Raw genomic sequence first — 16,534 nt, 5'->3', positions numbered from 1 at the left:
CAGGCCTGGTGGATCGCCCGCGGCGAGGGAGCGCGGCCTCGCCAGTCGTAGTAGCCGGACTCCGACACTCCGAGTACGCGGCAGGCGAGCTGGATCGACCGGCCTTCGGAGACGATCACTGTGACCGCCTCGTACCGTCTTTTGGGGTGCTGCCCTCCTTGAGCAGTTCGGCGGCGCGCCGGTGGACAGCGATCTCGGCCTCGAGTTCTGCGATCCGACGACACGCCGCCACTAGCTCGGCATTGTCGACGCTGGTCGTCCCGGGCAGTTGCCCAGTGTCGATGAGCTCCTGGCGCCGCCAGGCATAGATCGTCTGGTCACTGATGTCGAGATCCGCCGCGACCTGGACCACGCGACGACCGGACGCGACCAGGCCGAGCACCTTACGCCGGAACTCGTGCGGGTACCGCTTGGGCATCGTGAGCTGTCCTCAGGGCTACTGAGATGAACAATCATCCAGTAACCCGACTCCGGGTACCAGGGGAGGATCACCGCTCGTTTACGGTCCCGTTGACCCCAGCCAGGGGAAGTATGGCGACGAATCGTGCTCCTTCGGTGGGGTGATCGGTGGCATGGAGGGTGCCGTGGTGGGTGGTGGCGATGCGGCGGGCGATGGCCAAACCCAGGCCGGTGCCGCCGGTGTCGCGGGTGCGGGCGTCGTCGATTCGGGTGAAGCGGTCGAAGACGCGCTCGCGGTCCTCGGGCGGGATGCCGGGTCCGTCGTCGAGGACTTCCAGGACCGCCTTGTAATCGGTGCTGCGCAGGCGGACGGTGATGCTGGTGGTGGTGTGGCGTTCGGCGTTGTCGAGCAGGTTGCCCAGCAGTCGGTCGAGCAGGGTACGGCTGCCGCGCACCGGCACCGGTCGGTCGGGCAGTGCGATGGTCAGGGCGTGCCGGGTGCGGTGGCGGGCGGTGTGGTCGTGGACCAGGCCGGTGAGGTCGACGGTGTCTGTGTGACCGACGGGGGAGTGGTCGAGGCGGGCGAGCAGGAGCAGGTCGCCGGCCAGGTGTTGGAGGCGTTGCGTGTCGGTCAGGGCGGCGTCGACGACCGCTGGCCAGTCGGCCTGTTCCGGGTGTGCGGTGGCGATCTCCAGCTCGGTGCGCAATGCGGCGATGGGGCTGCGCAATTCGTGGGAGGCGTCGGCCACGAACCTCCGGTTGTCCTGCACTGCGGCCTCTAACCGGTCCAGGGTGGCGTTGACCGTGGACGCCAGGCGCGCGATCTCGCTGCGGACGGGGGGTACCGGGACTCTGCGGGCCAGGTCGTGCTCGGTGATGTCGGCCATCTCCCGTCTGATCACCTCGACTGGCCGTAGCACTCGCCCCATGGCAAACCAGACCACGTAGGCGACGGTGCCGATCAGCACTAGCCATCCGACAGCCAGAATGAGCACCTGTCTGTTGATCGTCCGTTGGGCGTCGACCAGATCGCTCCCCAGATGAAGAAGTTGCGAGACTGGTCGACTCGGTCCGATCCTGCCGTTGTCCGATACTGGGTGGTAGTCGATGCTGGCAGGGTCGGTGAACGGCCACAGTGACAGTTCCGCAACCCATGCCTGAGATATGTAATGGGCGTTGGCCGACACCACCTTGTCGGCGTCGGTGACTCCGGCTACGACGACGTCGCCCATCCTCGCGGACGTTACCTCGATCTCGCTCGAGCCACCCTCGCACCGGGATGCCAACCGAACGAGGCCCGATGTATGCGGATCGGGCGGCTGCTGCGGTCGGGGTGGTTGGGCGAGCACGCCCACTTCGAGGCAGATGCTGTACATCCCGGGCGCGGTGTCGAGCTGAGTTGCTTGGCTGTGGAGGAACACCGCCGCACCAGCCGCCAAGGCGAGCAGCGGCGCACCGATCGCCACGGCAGCCAAGAAAGTCACCCGGACGCGCATCGACTGCGACTTTCGCCATCTGTAGTTCATGCGCCGACTCCACCGTCGGAACACAGCCGGTAGCCGACTCCTCGGATGGTGGTTATGGTGCACCGCTGGAAAGGTATGCCAATTTTGCGGCGCAGAGTGCTGATATGGACTTCGACCAGGTTGGAGTCGTGTCCCTGAGCTTCGTCCCATACTCCGTCGAGAATCTCGGTCTTGGATACCACCCGGTCCCGGCGGCGTAGGAGGAACTCCAGAATCGCGGATTCCTTGGTGGTCAAGCTGATCGGTGTGCGACTGCGACGGCAGGTCCGCGCGGCCGGGTCGAACTCAAGGTCACCAGCGCGCAGCACAGCTGGTCGCGGCGTAGCGCCCCGGCGTGCCAGCGCCCGCAGGCGGGCGACCAGTACAAGGTAGGAGAACGGCTTGGTCAGGTAGTCGTCCGCGCCTGTGTCCAGCCCTTCGGTTTCGTCGAGTCCGCCGTCCTTGGCAGTGAGCATCAGGATCGGTGTCCACACCTCGGCAGCCCGCAATCGCGCGCATACGCGGTAGTCGTTGAGGCCGGGCAGCATCACGTCCAGCACGATGGCGTCGCAGGCATGTTCAGTCGCACGCCACAGCCCGTCTAGGCCGTCATATTCCACATCGGCAACGAAATTCTCCGCCGCGAGGCCGCGCACGAGCAGTCCGGCCAACCGACGGTCGTCCTCTATCACCAGTACCCGCATGCCGCCACTATGCCGCATCCCGGAACCGGAACCTGAAGAACACTTCAGCCTGGTTCAGGGAGCGCTAAGGGTGATGCTGCACAGTGGCAATCGTGAATCCACCCGGATTCTTCCGAAAGGCTCGCGGGGAGGGTTCGGTCGGCCGATTGCCTACCGACCTCAGCCCCGGGCCGATTCAACGGACGGCTCGGCAAAGAGGAGTGACATCGTGTCACGTTTGAAGAGTATGTTGGTCGCCGCGGGCATGGCGGTCGCGGCGCTGGGTGCGGTTGCGGGGACCGCGACGGCCGCCCCGGCCGCCCAGTCCGTCGTCGCGAACCAGCAGATCGCGGTCGGCAGTCTCGCCGAGGCGGGGTGGGTCAACACCGGCGAGACGTTCAACCGACTGGCCCCGTGCGACAGCCGGGGCTACTGGTACTACGCCAACTACGCCGACGTCTACGACTGGGACTGCCGGTGGAGCAGTTCCACCAAGACCTACCGCCTGTGGATCTACGTGATCTGATCCACCCGGCGCCAGAGGGCGGCTCAACCTGGAGGCCCTTGGATCCTGATGTGACCGGAACCGGGTCGGTCTGGTGGTGTGGTTTCGCCTTTGACCGCACCACCAGATCACGTCGAAACTCACGTCCTTGTACCGATCGCTCATCGGTAACAGGCGTAGCAGCGCGAACGCGTTGGTCACACTCAAGTAGGCCAGTCGGACCAGCACAGTCGGTCATCATGCCGCGTCAGCCGAGGACGCTGCGGACCTGCAGTCGCACTCACGAGCACCTCCGCCCTCACGCTACGCACGGCTTCGACCCGTGTGGATGGAGTTATCAATATCGGCAGGCACAGCGTGGCCGGACCACGCATCGTGGCGCGCCGCGCCCTCGCCAGGCAAACCAGCAGAAGAGCTGAAAAGTACGTTGAGAACATCTGCGGACAACACGTCAGATGCTATCAGGCTGAAGCCTTTCCAACTCAGAGACAATAGCAGCATAAACGCTGCTGTCCTCTTCTACGATTCGGTCGACGACATCGATCCAACTGCCGATTGCGAGCGCTCTCGCGAGTTGTGTCCGAAACGACGGAGGGGACGAACCTGCCCACAATGGTGGCGCCCCGAAGCGTACTGCCGGCGCTTCTCTATCCATCGCCTCGATATCATGGCGCGAATCCACTTTTTCGGCGAGCTCAGTGAGAGTTTTTATCCGTTTCGGGAGCACCACGTTACGCGTGTAACCACCAACTTGACGCACTTTTTCGGACAATTCATCTTGAATGGCGTGCACTCTTTTCAGCAGGTGGCCCGCTAAGGTTCGATCGCCCATGTCGGCTGCGGTACGGAGTGCGGAACGAAGTATAACCGCCCGCTCTTCTGGATGCGCTACATAGTCCGCCAGATCGATTACCTCGTCAAGCATTTTCTTGTCATATGTGAACCTCGCTATGAAGTCGAGCGCCGTTGCACACTGGACTGTGGAACTAGCCGCCCTGGCAAGCCTGACAGCTTCTCGTTTGTCACCACGAGCAAGCAGTACTCGGATCATTTCCATACGTGGTCGTCGTTGACGCGACGGTCGCATTATCTGATTCAAGGCTGCTTCGAATCGACGGACGTCACCAGTCGCTGCAATCGCTTCAGTGAGCCGCTGCCAGGCCGCCGCACGGATTTCAACGTTTTGAAGCGAACGCACTATCGGCTCCGCGCGATCCACATCTCCGAAGTCAATCATGACATCGACCCATTTCAGCATTTTGTGTTCATCTGTATCCGAAGGTATTGAGCGGGCGGCCTGCTCGGTCGCTTCGATGAGTCGCTCGGCTCGTTTGGATTCCCCACGGCGCAGAAACGCGGCGGCCACTGACAGCACTCCGTCGAAGTCGCCGCCGGGAAGCAAATGCGCGGAGACTCTCTCTTCAGCCCGGTCGTAATGCCCAGTGTCCGCAGCGGCCACCGCAGTCGCGACAACCGCGAAACGCCGAGAATCGTCCGCACCGAAGCCTTCGAGTATTGCTTCGGCGTCAACCCGAAGGCGATCGGCCCTCACAGGCTCACCGTCCCTGCCAGCGGCGACTGCGACAGCCGCGAGTCGCGCGCATCGGTGTTGCGCCGACTCTGCGGTTCGGGCAAGCGCTTCTGCCTCGTCGAGATCGCCGTTATTCGACATCGCCTGCACGATGCATAGCAGCGCGTCTTCGCGATCCTCGATTTCGGTTCGAGCCTCAGCGACCGTCAGAGCCGCATCGACAAAACCGCCTCGCACCAAAATCCTCACTATCTCGCCGACATCTCCCCGCGACCGCAGTTCGTAGGTCGACTTCGGATCGATGGCAGTAGCGACGAGTTTCGCCGCCTTTCGTTGATGCCCCAGAGCCGCTGCCGCGGCTGCCATCCTAGCGAAAACGCTAGCATCCTCTTTCGTATCAATTCTACCGAAAAGTTTGTCACGTGGAGGTCGCGACTCGAATGTTTCCTCGGCTTCGAGGTGCCACTGCACGGCGCGTTCACGATCGAAGCTTGCCAAAGATGCACGAGCTGCCGAGGCACAAGCATCAGCTTTACCAACGGCGCTTTGGATACCGTCGATTACCCGCCGTGCTCTTTCGTGGTCGCCGATTCGCACGGCCGCATCGACTAGCTCTCGATGCAACCACGTGCCCCAATACTGGTTGAACGTCGATGTCAACTGCTCGGCCGTATCGAGCATCCGAGCCGCCTGGTCCGGGTGGCCCGCAAAGTGCAGCTCCAACGAAGTACCCATCAGCGCGCGGGTACGAGCAACGGGGTCGACGATCAATGGCAGCAGCGCCTGGGCGTGCTCGACTCGTCCTAACATGGCCCAGAACTGCGGCAATAACACAGGGACCCAACCTCCGCTCCGCTGAAGGTTGGTCCGGTGCACGGCGAGCCGGGCCAAGACGACGAGGTCTGACTCGTCATCATCGAGAAACGTCGCCTGTGCGATCTCAATCTCGCTTATGGAGATTTGGTGGTGGCCGAACACTGTGTACGCGGCCTCGTGTCGGCGAGGGTCGATCACATGGTCGAGGAGACGTTGTCTGTCGCCAGTCGCGGCCAACATCGCGGTGTACCCCTGTAAAAGGTACCGCGGTGTATCGGGTGGCCAGCCACGGGCGCGATATGTGATCGCCCACGCGTCGAGCTGCTCGTGATACGCATGCAACCGGGGGCCTAACATCTCCGACGCCAAGGTAGTCAGCTGTTCGTGTGCCAGGAGGTATATCGGCGGGTCGCCAGGTCGGCGCGTGAAGCTGCGTCCAGCGGTGGTGCGTAGGTGGTCTTCCACCTGCCACGGGGATGCGCCCGTCAGTTCGGCCAGGTCTCGTACGGACAGCCCGCCACCCGCGGCAGTTACGAAGCCGAGGAGGTCTTGCTGTACCTGACTGCCGTGCAGCAGTAGTTTCAGATCCCTGATCATCACATCGCGCACGGCGCTGGCCTCCGGTGATGGGGACAATTGTTCGACACGCGCAGAGATGCGCAGCGGATGGTCCATCGACACGTCGTCGGGCAGGGTGGGATCCGGTCGCCCAGCGACTATCACTCGCACCCCGTGGTGGGGGAGCAGCGCGGCGATGCTGTGAGCGTCGGGCGACCCGTCCACGCCGCGGTCCTCATCGAGTCCGTCGACCACCAACACGAGGTGTTCGCCCTGGTCGCGAACCTGTCGCGCCACGTCTACGAGCAGTCGCCGCAGGTATGGCTCGCGGGTGGCGTCGGTGAGATCGATGCGGGGAGGACGTTGGGCGAGGTCGTGCAGTTGGTCCAGCACGTTGTCCACAAAGCCGCGGCGGTCGTTCTGGCCCGGCAGCCGGGAGGTGATGAAGAACGACACCACATGTACGCCCGCAGGTGGGTGCAACACGAACCACGACAACAATGCGGACTTGCCCGACCATGCCTCGGCCTGCCACCACAGGTAGTTCTCAGCGGTCGACTCCGAGGAGCAGAACGCAGCCAAAGCGTTCAACTCGTCGTTCCTGCCTTCGATGCTGTTCGGTGCGAGTGCTTGGACCTGCGCTAAGTAGGCAGAACGTATCGATCGCGCCGCATCCACACGGACGTCGCCCACCAGCACACCGACCTGCACCACGGGACCATCGACCCGGCCGGATACCTCGTTGATCCACCCCACCCACGGATCATCCCGCCGTCACCCGACCCGTGACAGAGACGTACGGGTGAGCTCCGATCCGACCGCACCACGACCTGATCTTTGACAGCGCGTGGGTCAACGCTCGTTCAGCTGTATCTAGTAGATTGTCGCTACTAATTCTTGGGGTAGAGGTGGCGGAGTTTGACGCGTGCGTCGTCGGTGGTGAACTGCCAGCGGACTTGGCGTTGTTCGGTGTTGATGGCGTGTTGCCAGGCGGCGAGTTCGGTGTTGAGGGTGTCGAGGTCGCCGATGCGGCGGTCGAGGCATTGCCGTGACAGTGCGGACAGTTCGATCTCGGCGATGTTGAGCCAGGAGCCGTGCTTGGGTGTGTGGTGGATCTCCAGGCGCTGGGCGAGGGCGAAGGCCTCGCCGGGTTCGAAGGCCTCGTAGAGCGAGGCGATGCCGTGGGTGTTGAGGTTGTCCATGACCAGCACCACGGTCTCGGCGTCGGGATAGTCCACGGTCAGGAGTTCCTTGACCTGGCCGGCCCAGTCGATCTTGGTTCGCCGTTCGAGGGCGTGGACACGGCGCCACCCTCGCAGGGGCTCGGTGAACACGAAGATCGAGCAGGTGCCGCACCGGACGTACTCGCTGTCCTCGCGGGCGTCTCGGCCTGGTCGTGCCGGCAGCGGTTCGCGGACGTGGCCGAGGAGCTGGAAGGGTTTCTCGTCCATGCACACGACCGGACGGGCGGGGTCGTGCGGCCGGGCGTAGACGGCGAGCACGTCCTCCATGCGGGCGGCGAACTCCGCGTTGGCCCGCGGCGGGATGTTCCAGCACTTCCTCAGATGAGGGCGCAGTTCCGTTTTTTTAAGACCCGGCCGATGGTGGAATGGTCCAGGTTCGGGATGTCCTCGGTGAGTTCGACGTGTTTCTCCAGCAACCGCAACGACCATCGGGCGTGTCCGGCCGGCGGCTGCGAGCACGCCAGGGCGATCAGTCGGGCCTCGACCTCTCCGGTCACGGGGGATGGCACCGGCGGAAGATCCCGTTTCTTCCGCGACACCGTGGCCAGCGCATCGCCGCCGGTCTCGGCGAACCGCCTGGCGACCAGTCGCAGCATCTCGCCCGACACCCCGAGCCGGGCCGCGATCACCTCCTTCGGATCCGGCTCGCCCACCGAGACATCCAGCTCCAGCAGCACCTGGGCCCGCCTGATCGACGACGCCGGATGCACACCGGTAGTGGTCAGCCGGATCAACGCTTCACGATCCCGTGCCGACAACCTGACCGGCCGCTTCAACTGGGACACCATCTCAACAGTCCTTATCCGGCAGGGAGAAGGTCCTGCCGGACGACAGCATCTCAGCCGCAAGCACCATAACTAAGCAGCGACACGCTACTAGTGGTCGCGCCCGTTAGTTCGTCGGGGGTTGTAGCCAGGCGGTGTAGTCGGTGAGGTAGAGCCCGCAGGCGCAGTCGAGTGCTTCTTGCGGGGTGCCTGAGGGGGAACCGCTGGGCAGGTACGAGTCTTCGTAGTCGTCGTGGCTGGCGCGGTAGACGGCGAAGCCCCAGGTGGTGGCGGATCCGTGGTAGCGCAGCCGGAACAGCGGCATGGCCGTGCCGTCGGGAAGGTGGCCGGTGACGTAGGCGAACGTGCCGCGGTGGCGGACGGTGATGTCACCCAGCTGGGGCCAGCGTTCCCGCGCTCGTGCCTGCAGACGCTGGCGCAGGGAGGTCTTGGTCGATTCGGGCGGGGCAGCCATGTCGTTCATGGTGCCCGATACCGTCACACCTCCATAGTCGATCTTCCTTGTGGGGTGTCGTGTGGGGCCGTTTAGCCCGTATGCGGTCGTTCTCGGCGAGGCCGATCGGCGGGCGCTGGAAGCCCGCGCGCGGCGGGGCTGTGCCGAGCATCGTCAGGTGCTGAGGGCACGGATCGTGCTGGCCGCCGCCGATGGTGATCCGAACGCGGTGATCGCGCGGCGGCTGGCCACTACCGACGACACCGTCCGTAAGTGGCGCAAGCGGTTCTGCCGCGATGGCCTGCCAGGTCTGGTCGACCGGCCGCGCAGCGGACGGCCACGGGTGTTTCCCGCCGCGGTGGTGGCCGAGGTCAAGGCGCTGGCCTGTGAGCCGCCCGCCCGGGCCGGTGCCGCGCTGACCCGGTGGAGCTGTCCGGAACTGGCCCGTGAGGCCGTTGGTCGCGGCGTGTGCGAGCGGGTGTCGGCCTCGACCGTGCGTCGCTGGTTGGCCACGGACGCGATCAAACCCTGGCAGCACCGGTCATGGATCTTCCCTCGCGACCCGTACTTCGCGGTCAAGGCCGCCAGAGTGCTCGACCTGTACGACCGGCGTTGGGAGGACGAGCCCTTGGGCGACAACGATTTCGTGATCAGCGCGGACGAGAAGCCGGGTGTCCAGGCGCGTTTTCGTGTCCATCCCAGCCTGCCGGCCGGGCCCGGCCGGGCGATGCGGGTGGAGCACGAGTACGCCCGCCGGGGAACTCTGGCCTACTTCGCCGCCTACGACGTGCATCACGCTCGGGTGTTCGGGCGCTGCGAACCCACTACCGGCATCGCCCCGTTCTCCCGGCTCGTCGAACAGGTCATGACCACCGAGCCCTACGCCTCGGCCCGACGGGTGTTCTGGGTAGTGGACCAAGGTGCCTCCCACAAGAACTGGGCCGCCGCGGACCGCATGGCCAAGGCTTGGCCCAATGCCTACATGGTGCACCTGCCAGTGCACGCCTCCTGGCTCAACCAAGTAGAGATCTACTTCTCAGTCGTCCAACGCAAAGCACTCGCACCCGACGACTTTCTCGACCTCGACGACGTGACCGATCGACTTCTGTCTTTCCAGGACCACTACAACCAGACCGCCCGACCCTTCGACTGGACCTTCACGCGCGACGACCTGAACCGGTTACTGATCCGACTCGGCCGTCACGACCACCACGCACCCCTGCCACTGGTGGCATAACCCCCGACGAACTAACGGGCGTAACCACTAGGTTTGTTCGACAGTGTCAGGTCGGTCGCCGCACTGATCCGCCGCCCGGGCTTGCGAACGGGGCTCGGTGCGGCATACGTTCTTCGCCTTTTACCGAACTGCGAGGAGCACACCCGTGGAACTGCGCAACCAGGTCGCGCTCGTCACCGGCGCTACCGCCGGGATCGGTCACGAGACCGCGAAGTTGTTCGCCCGCGAGGGCGCGAGCGTGATCGTCCACGGCCGGGACGCCGCTCGCGGCGCGGACGTCGTCGCCGAGATCGAGGCGGACGGCGGGACGGCGCGGTTCGTCCGAGCTGACCTGTCCAATGCGGAGGGCGTGCGGGAGCTCGCCTCGGCAGCGGGCCAGGTGGACGTGCTGGTGAACAACGCGGGCATCTACCCGTTCGCGTCGACCGCCGACCAGACCCGCGAGGGCTTCGAGGAGTTACTCGCGGTCAACGTCCTCGCGCCGTTCCACCTCACCGCGGCGCTGGCGCCCTCCATGGTCGCCAAGGGCGCAGGTGCGATCGTGAACGTCTCGACTGTGGCCGCCGTGTCACCGGTCTACAACGCCGCCGCCTACGGCGCGACGAAAGCCGCCCTGGAGTCCCTGACCCGCAACTGGGCCGTCGAGTTCGGCATGAGCGGTGTGCGGGTCAACTCCGTCGTGCCTGGTGGGGTAACGACCGAGACCGTGATGAACCTGTTCGGGGACGCGGTCCACGACAACGCCGCCACCACCACGGCACTGCGGCGCATGAGCGAGCCGAGGGAAATCGCCGAGGTGATCCTCTTCCTCGCCTCGCCGCGGTCCAGCTACGTCACGGGTGCGCTCCTGTTGGCCGACGGCGGGTACACCATCGTCAAGTAGGACTTCGTCAGGTCGAGTGATGGGTGTGGCGGTGATGTGATCTTCCATTGCGGTGAGGCCGGAGGAGATGGCGTTGGTTCGCCTGGTGATCGGGGACTTCGCCGCGGGCATGTTCGGCCGGTTCACCCGGCGTGACCAGCAGGCCGGGGGCGAGCCTGTACCTACGTGGCCTGTTGTCGGACGGCAAGCGCAAGCCGCGCCTGGCGGCGATCGACGTCGCGCCTCAGTTGAGTGTGCGGCCTGGAGGACGACTTGCTGTGCACAGCGGTCCGGCGCACCGGCACCGAGGTTGGCGTGTTCGCCTGCGAGGGCCCTCGGTGTACGGCATCTGGGTTGCGGTGGTGTTCTGACGTTCGGTGTCGGCGGTTGGGTCTACTATCCGTTGTGTGAGCTCTCCGGCTGCCCGTTCGTCCGATCCTGACCGGCCTGTCGGCCGGGCGGCGGACGTGGATGGTCTGGAGTCGGTGCCCGAGTGGGGCGGGTGATGGCAGGGCGGCCGCACTGTTCGGCTCGCCTGAGTTGATCCGTGCCGCGTTGCTGCCGGAGCATGCCAGCGAGTTCGATGCGGCTTTCGATGCTGCGTTGAGCGCGGCCCGGCGGACTCTATGTCTGGACCAGTTGAGGTCGACCCTGCAGGTGTGGCGGCGGGTCGCGCTACTGACCCGCGAAAACCGGGAGGCGGCCCGTCGGCTGGTGGACACCACCGTCGAGGTCCGTCGTGCGGGTGCCTCCCGGCCGGGCAGTGTGTCGTGGGACGAGTTGCGGGCGGAGTTGGGTCTGTAGTCGCCAGTGGTCCAGGCGGCGGTCGACGACGACGATCATGGTGTACACCCTCGACTGGATGCGGCTGAAGGGTTCAGCAGGCTCGGTCGGATCCGGCACCGCGCAGGTGACCACCTCCTGGCGGAGATCGCGTTCCGTCAGGCTGCTCTGCACGCGAGGTCTTGCGGCAGCAAGCACGAGGAGGCACGCGCACTTCAAGAACTCGGTGTGCTCGCCGCGTCGGCCGGTGATCTCGACGAAGCGAGGCGCCGGTGGATCGCCGCACTGGAGTTGTACCGCGCATCGGGGTCTGCCGATGGGAGCACCGTGGCGGAAGCACTCGCGCGGTTGCCTGCCAGTCAGTAGCTCGGCTGCTGCTCGCCAGCCGTCCGAACCAGAATCGGAATAATGACGTCCGATGAATCACCATTTGTGCGACCCTGTGCTTGCCGAAATAACGGCTGTGCAGGTCAGGGGCGTGGTGGACTCGTTGAGGATGCCGCCCAGTCGTTGCCGTCGGCGGATGTCGAGACGGGTGAGGGTCGCCTGATCGGTGACTGGCTGTGGCAGTGGTTGTAGTGGTCGGGCGTTGTCGACGCCTTGGTGGGGCCGGTGGGTGTTGTAGAACCGCTCGTACTCGTGCAGCGCGTGGAGCAGGTGCTGCTGGTTCCAGATCAACGTTCGGTCGAGCAGTTCCCGTCGGCAGCTTTCGTGGTCTGCCGGGCCGTTTGGGTCGGGATCTGGCTGCGTGGCGGCGGGGAGTCGGTGCAGCATGGCCGGGAGGAACGCCCGGTCGCCGGGGGAGAACCGCGGACGGACGTTACCCAGCTGGCGTTCCAGGACCATGATCTGATGCCGTAGCGCCAGGATCTCTATGTCCTTGTCCCGGTCGCTCACAGGCAGCAGGCGCAGCAACGCCAAGGCGTTGGTTACACCGAGGTAGGCCAGTCGGAGCAGCACAGCCGCTCATCACGCCGTGCTGGGCGACGTCGCAGCGGATGGCAACCGTGCCGCGAGCGCTTGGTGGTCTTGGGCTTCGTGCATCTTCTACCTGCATGGATGAGGTTGTCGGCAGGCACAGGGCCAGTTCGCCCTGTATCCGGCGGTGGCCTCAGCGGGGGTTGTTCTTGGCGAGGCGCAGCACGAGCGACTTGGTGGCGGTTCGTGTCGGTGGGCGTCCGGTGTGTCGACGCGCGGAGTGATCCCACTTGCGGGCCACGAGTCTGCGGTGCCAGGCGAGCAGGGTGCCGGCATGACCGGGAAGACCTCCCGCCACCGCCGACGATCAACCAGCCCGGCGAGGGCGGCGAACCAGAGCCGATCGGCGGACTCGTAGCGGACCGGACCTGCAAGCTGCCGGCGCAGGACCGCGTTCTCGTGCCGCAGCACGAGCAGTTCGGCGTCCTTCACCATCTCGCTGCGCAGAAGCATCGACGGCACGGACAGCACGGACAGCAGCTTCCGGGTGACCTTGTACAGCAGGGGACACGATCACCCGGACATACTCTCAAGACGGTGAAGCCCTCGACCTACCAGCGACGATGACTTTCAAGCGACATAGGACGGCAACAGCACGCGCAGTGACGATTGTCGCTGGTGGGCGCGACCGTTCGGGTGAGGCGCTGATCACGGGTTGGCCGGTGATCATTGGGCCGTTCGGTCGCTGTGGCGTGGTTGGTGGAAAGGTGATGATTCCTCGTCGGGTCGGGGGACTCAGCACAACGCCGCGTGGGTCATACGGTTCGGGGGGCTCTTCGTGTGGTCGCGCGTTCGTGCGCGTGGGTTCGGCCTGCGCGTTTTCGGTGCCGGGGTGGCGGTCGCTGTCTTCGGGGGTGTGTTGACGGCGCCGTCGGCGGTGGCGGAGGTTCCTGGTTCGGCTACGGATGAGTTGACGGCGTCGCGGTTCGCGGAGGCGCGTGGTGAGCCGGTGGTGGTGGAGTCGGCGACCACGGAGACCGATGAGCTGACGGCGAACCCGGACGGGTCGTTCACGTTCAGGCAGCACGTTCAGCCGGTGCGGGTGCGGCGTGGTGACGGTTGGGTGCCGGTGGACCTGGAGTTGGAGCGCCGCGCGGATGGTTCGTTCGGGCCGAAGGCGGCCCCGGTGGACGTGGTGTTCTCGCCCGGTGGTCCGGGGTCGGCGGATGACGCGGTGGCCCGGGTGGTGCGGGGTGAGGACGAGGTCGGGCTCGGTTGGGGGAGTGATCTGCCGCCCGCGGTGGTGGACGGGGCGTCGTTGACCTACCCGGAGGTGTTGCCGGGAGTGGACCTGAAGGTCGAGGTGACGATCGGCGGGTTCAGCGAGGTCCTGGTGGTGAAGACGGCGCAGGCGGGGGCGAGCGCCGAGTTGGAGCGGATCGCGTTCCGCACGCACGCCGAGGGCGTGCGGGTGTACGACGGCCCGGGACCGGGTGGCGACCTCATGGTCAGGGACGAGTCGGGGACGCCGGTGTTCTCCGGTGCCGCTTCGTCGATGTGGGATTCCTCCGGTGGTGACGGGGACAACCACACCGAGGGGCCGGCGGAGGGGGACCGCAGGGCGGAGATGGGTGTCGAGGTCGGCGCGGACACGGTGGCGGTGGTGCCGGACCAGGAGTTCCTGGCCGATCCCGGCACGACATACCCGGTGGTGATCGACCCGGAGTACTACTGCGGCAACTGCGGGAAGGTGCACCACGTGGTGGTGCAGGACCCGTGGCCCGACGCGCGCAACTTCGACAAGACCAGTGGTGTGTTCGGCGATCTGAAGGCCGGATACCTCAACGCGGCGTCCTTGAACGCCGAACGCGCGGGTCGGTCGCGGTCGTACCTGCAGATGCACACGGCCCCGATCCTCGGCAAGCACATCATCAGGGCGACGTTGCAGACGCGGGTGGTCCACACGTTCAGCTGCTCGCCGTCTCCGACGGAGTTGTACGTGAGTCCGTACGTGGACGGGAACACGACGTGGGCCAACCAGCCGGGCTGGTTCTACCGGCTGTCGGAGACCAATGTCGCGAACAACGCGGCGTACTGCCCGAACGCCGGTCAGGCGGAGTTCGAGGCCACGGCGGCGGTGCGGCAGGCGGTGAACGAGGGCTGGGGTTGGACGACGTTCCTGTTGCAGGCCAGATACGAGGGCGACCTGGACAACTCGTGGCGGCGGTTCGACCTGAACCCGTACCTGGAGGTGGCGTACAACAGCTGGCCGTACATGCCGACGGCGTTGGGCATGGAGGGGTGGGGGCCGAACCCGTCGGACGCGATTCCGTGCGTCATGGGTACGGGCCGGCCCGCGGTGTTCACGCGCACGCCGCGGTTGCGGGCGCGGATGAACGACCCGGACGGCGGCATCATGGACGCGATGTTCCGGGTGTTCGACGGCATCGCACCGGTCTCGGTCGACACCGGCACCAACATCTACGTGAACGGGATTCCCGCCGGTTCGTACGCGGAGGTGGCCATTCCGCCGAACCGGATCACGCGCGACGACCTGTACACGTGGCGGGTGTGGGGCAGTGACCACGGCCTGTTCACGGGCTACGTCGACTGCGAGTTCGAGGTGGACAGCAGGGCACCGGGCACGCCTGTCGTCTCCTCGACCGACTACCCGGCTACCGGGGGTCCGCACGGCAGCGTCGGCCGGACGGGCACCTTCACCTTCGACGTCGGCGCCTTGACCGGGCTGAACAACACGATGGACGTCCGTCGTTACGGCTGGTCGCTCAACGACGACACCGCCATCACCCACTCGGTCACCGTGCAGTCGGCCGGCGGCACCGTGACGGCACCGGTCACCCCGACGAAGGCCGGGACGAACGTGTTGTACGTGACGGCCTTCGACCGTGCCGGCAACCGGTCTGCGACCAATGCGGTCTACGTCTTCGACGTCGCGGAACCGGACGATCTCACGGCGGGGTGGCACTTCGACGAGGTGAGCGGCACGGTCGCGGAGGACAGCGCGGGCAATAAGCCGTTGACGGTGACGGGCGGCTCGTTCACCGTGGGCTACGCAAACAACGGCCTGTCTTTCGCCAGCGGCACTGCGGTGTCGTCCGGCCCGGTCGTGGACACCTCGCGCGCGTTCTCGGTGTCGACGTGGGCGAAGCTGGACCGCACGGACGGCTACTTCACCGCGGTCAGCCAGGACGGCGGCAGCGCGAGCTCGTTCTTCCTGGGCTACAGCGAGGACCTCAACGGTTGGACCATGGCCGCGCCGTACGCGGACTCGAAGACCTCCTTCTTCGCGAGGGCGGCGTCGACCAGCCCGCCGGTGACCGGTGTGTGGACCCACCTGGCCGGCACCTACGACCCCGACCAAGACGCCATGAAGCTGTACGTCGACGGCAAGTACCAGGCCACCGCCACGGTGGAGACCTGGGGGGCGAACGGCGCGTTCGTGGTCGGCGCGGCGAAGTGGGACGGCACCCGCGTCAACCACTTCCCCGGCTCTGTCGACCACACCCTGGTCTGGGACCGGGTGCTGGGCTCGGACGAGGTCGCGGATCAAGCCAACCTCGCGGTGCCGCGCGCCCGGTACGCGCTCGACGAGCGATCCGGCGCCACCACCGTGGACCAGGTCTCGGGCCAGAACGCGGCGCTCACCGGTGGGTACGCGTGGGGCGGTCAACCGGTCGCGTCGGCGGCGAGCGAGGACAAGTGGCTCAACCTCACCTCGGCCGGCACGGGCCAGGTCCAGGCTCCGCGCCCGGTGAACCTGCGCACCGACCGCTCGTTCACCGTCAGCGCGTGGGCCAAGCTCTCCGGTGCGCCCGGCACGCGTCGGGTGGCGGTGAGCGGCCACGACAGCCAGAACTCACCGTTCACGTTGGGATACAACGGCTCGCTGTGGGAGTTCACGATCTCGGGTTCCGGAGGGCGCACGTGGAGCGCGTTGTCGGACACGGCGTCGATGCCGGACAGCTGGGTCTTCCTCGTCGGCAGGTACGACGCGGTGACGGGGCGGATCACCCTGGACGTGGACAGGAATCCGCAAGAGCACTACGCGGGCACAACACCCGACGGCAGCGGGGTCGTCGGGCGTCCGACTACGTCGAACCTCTGGCTGGGTCGCGCGACCACAGCGGGCGTCCGCGCCGCACCGTGGTTGGGTGACCTGGACGACGTCCGAGTCAGCTCCGGGGTCGTGCCGACCCGTGAGGTCGAGGCTCTGTACGACGCGACGTTCCACTTCTGAGTGACCACACCGATCGA

Annotated in this window: 14 protein-coding genes; 6 read left to right on the top strand and 8 right to left on the bottom strand. The window is 66.0% G+C overall.

All coding sequences use genetic code 11. The features are described from left to right. Positions 1 to 115: 115 nt before the first annotated feature. From ACQPYE_RS26370 to ACQPYE_RS26360, 3 genes are all read right to left on the bottom strand, one after another. Positions 116 to 418: a transposase gene (locus tag ACQPYE_RS26370; RefSeq protein WP_498715140.1), complete on the bottom strand. Its 303-nt coding sequence runs from the start codon at positions 416 to 418 to the stop codon at positions 116 to 118. Positions 419 to 488: 70 nt separating this feature from the next. Further along, on the bottom strand, positions 489 to 1,925 hold the full coding sequence (locus tag ACQPYE_RS26365; RefSeq protein WP_498715139.1) for a sensor histidine kinase: 1,437 nt from the start codon (positions 1,923 to 1,925) through the stop codon (positions 489 to 491). Then, positions 1,922 to 2,608, bottom strand: a complete 687-nt coding sequence (locus ACQPYE_RS26360; RefSeq protein ID WP_498715137.1) for a response regulator transcription factor — start codon at positions 2,606 to 2,608, stop codon at positions 1,922 to 1,924. Before ACQPYE_RS26360 ends, ACQPYE_RS26365 begins: the two co-directional genes overlap by 4 nt. Positions 2,609 to 2,825: 217 nt before the next feature. On the opposite strand from ACQPYE_RS26360, the gene ACQPYE_RS26355 reads away from it, so the two are divergent. Beyond that, positions 2,826 to 3,113 (top strand): hypothetical protein, encoded by a 288-nt coding sequence (locus ACQPYE_RS26355; RefSeq protein WP_498715136.1) that lies wholly within the window; start codon positions 2,826 to 2,828, stop codon positions 3,111 to 3,113. A gap of 430 nt (positions 3,114 to 3,543) precedes the next feature. Here the strand turns inward: ACQPYE_RS26355 and ACQPYE_RS26350 are convergent, their stop codons facing one another. From ACQPYE_RS26350 to ACQPYE_RS26335, 4 genes are all read right to left on the bottom strand, one after another. Beyond that, positions 3,544 to 6,753, bottom strand: a complete 3,210-nt coding sequence (locus ACQPYE_RS26350) for a P-loop domain-containing protein (protein WP_498715134.1) — start codon at positions 6,751 to 6,753, stop codon at positions 3,544 to 3,546. A gap of 134 nt (positions 6,754 to 6,887) precedes the next feature. Then, on the bottom strand, positions 6,888 to 7,670 hold the full coding sequence (locus ACQPYE_RS26345; RefSeq protein WP_498715133.1) for an IS630 family transposase: 783 nt from the start codon (positions 7,668 to 7,670) through the stop codon (positions 6,888 to 6,890). Continuing rightward, the gene (locus ACQPYE_RS26340; RefSeq protein ID WP_498715132.1) at positions 7,559 to 8,029 is read right to left on the bottom strand and encodes a helix-turn-helix domain-containing protein; all 471 of its coding nucleotides are present in this window, start codon (positions 8,027 to 8,029) and stop codon (positions 7,559 to 7,561) included. Before ACQPYE_RS26340 ends, ACQPYE_RS26345 begins: the two co-directional genes overlap by 112 nt. Before the next feature lie 103 nt (positions 8,030 to 8,132). Further along, positions 8,133 to 8,480 (bottom strand): hypothetical protein, encoded by a 348-nt coding sequence (locus tag ACQPYE_RS26335; RefSeq protein WP_498715130.1) that lies wholly within the window; start codon positions 8,478 to 8,480, stop codon positions 8,133 to 8,135. A gap of 61 nt (positions 8,481 to 8,541) precedes the next feature. Here ACQPYE_RS26335 and ACQPYE_RS26330 point away from each other — a divergent pair, with 61 nt between their 5' ends. The 4 genes from ACQPYE_RS26330 to ACQPYE_RS26315 all read left to right on the top strand — a co-directional run bounded on the left by ACQPYE_RS26330 (position 8,542) and on the right by ACQPYE_RS26315 (position 11,707). After that, a complete protein-coding gene (locus tag ACQPYE_RS26330) occupies positions 8,542 to 9,696 on the top strand; it encodes an IS630 family transposase (RefSeq protein ID WP_498715129.1) in 1,155 nt (384 codons plus the stop codon). A gap of 145 nt (positions 9,697 to 9,841) precedes the next feature. Next, positions 9,842 to 10,579, top strand: coding sequence for an SDR family NAD(P)-dependent oxidoreductase (locus ACQPYE_RS26325; protein WP_498715128.1), 738 nt, complete (start codon positions 9,842 to 9,844; stop codon positions 10,577 to 10,579). Between the two features lie 450 nt (positions 10,580 to 11,029). Beyond that, on the top strand, positions 11,030 to 11,362 hold the full coding sequence (locus ACQPYE_RS26320) for a DUF6247 family protein (protein ID WP_498715127.1): 333 nt from the start codon (positions 11,030 to 11,032) through the stop codon (positions 11,360 to 11,362). 6 nt (positions 11,363 to 11,368) lie between these two features. Beyond that, a complete protein-coding gene (locus ACQPYE_RS26315; protein ID WP_498715126.1) occupies positions 11,369 to 11,707 on the top strand; it encodes a tetratricopeptide repeat protein in 339 nt (112 codons plus the stop codon). Positions 11,708 to 11,764: 57 nt separating this feature from the next. On the opposite strand, the gene ACQPYE_RS26310 is transcribed toward ACQPYE_RS26315, so the two are convergent. Further along, entirely contained in the window at positions 11,765 to 12,301 is a 537-nt protein-coding gene (locus tag ACQPYE_RS26310) for an integrase core domain-containing protein (RefSeq protein ID WP_498715125.1), read from the bottom strand. 928 nt (positions 12,302 to 13,229) lie between these two features. Between ACQPYE_RS26310 and ACQPYE_RS26305 the strand changes: the two genes are divergently transcribed. Next, positions 13,230 to 16,517, top strand: coding sequence for a LamG-like jellyroll fold domain-containing protein (locus tag ACQPYE_RS26305; protein ID WP_498715124.1), 3,288 nt, complete (start codon positions 13,230 to 13,232; stop codon positions 16,515 to 16,517). Positions 16,518 to 16,534 lie beyond the last annotated feature (17 nt).

Origin of the sequence: Actinosynnema sp. CA-299493, from assembly GCF_050946825.1 — a bacterium.
Classification (GTDB): Bacteria; Actinomycetota; Actinomycetes; order Mycobacteriales; family Pseudonocardiaceae; genus Actinosynnema.
This window is presented reverse-complemented; position numbering and strand designations above follow the sequence as displayed.

Excerpts from the sequence above, each read along its gene's own strand:
- ACQPYE_RS26335 (WP_498715130.1), bottom strand. The coding sequence starts at position 8,480 with ATGGCTGCCCCGCCCGAATCGACCAAGACCTCCCTGCGCCAGCGTCTG.
- ACQPYE_RS26340 (WP_498715132.1), bottom strand. The coding sequence starts at position 8,029 with ATGGTGTCCCAGTTGAAGCGGCCGGTCAGGTTGTCGGCACGGGATCGT.
- ACQPYE_RS26365 (WP_498715139.1), bottom strand. The coding sequence starts at position 1,925 with ATGAACTACAGATGGCGAAAGTCGCAGTCGATGCGCGTCCGGGTGACT.
- ACQPYE_RS26320 (WP_498715127.1), top strand. The coding sequence starts at position 11,030 with ATGGTCTGGAGTCGGTGCCCGAGTGGGGCGGGTGATGGCAGGGCGGCC.
- ACQPYE_RS26345 (WP_498715133.1), bottom strand. The coding sequence starts at position 7,670 with ATGGTCGTTGCGGTTGCTGGAGAAACACGTCGAACTCACCGAGGACAT.
- ACQPYE_RS26370 (WP_498715140.1), bottom strand. The coding sequence starts at position 418 with ATGCCCAAGCGGTACCCGCACGAGTTCCGGCGTAAGGTGCTCGGCCTG.
- ACQPYE_RS26360 (WP_498715137.1), bottom strand. The coding sequence starts at position 2,608 with ATGCGGGTACTGGTGATAGAGGACGACCGTCGGTTGGCCGGACTGCTC.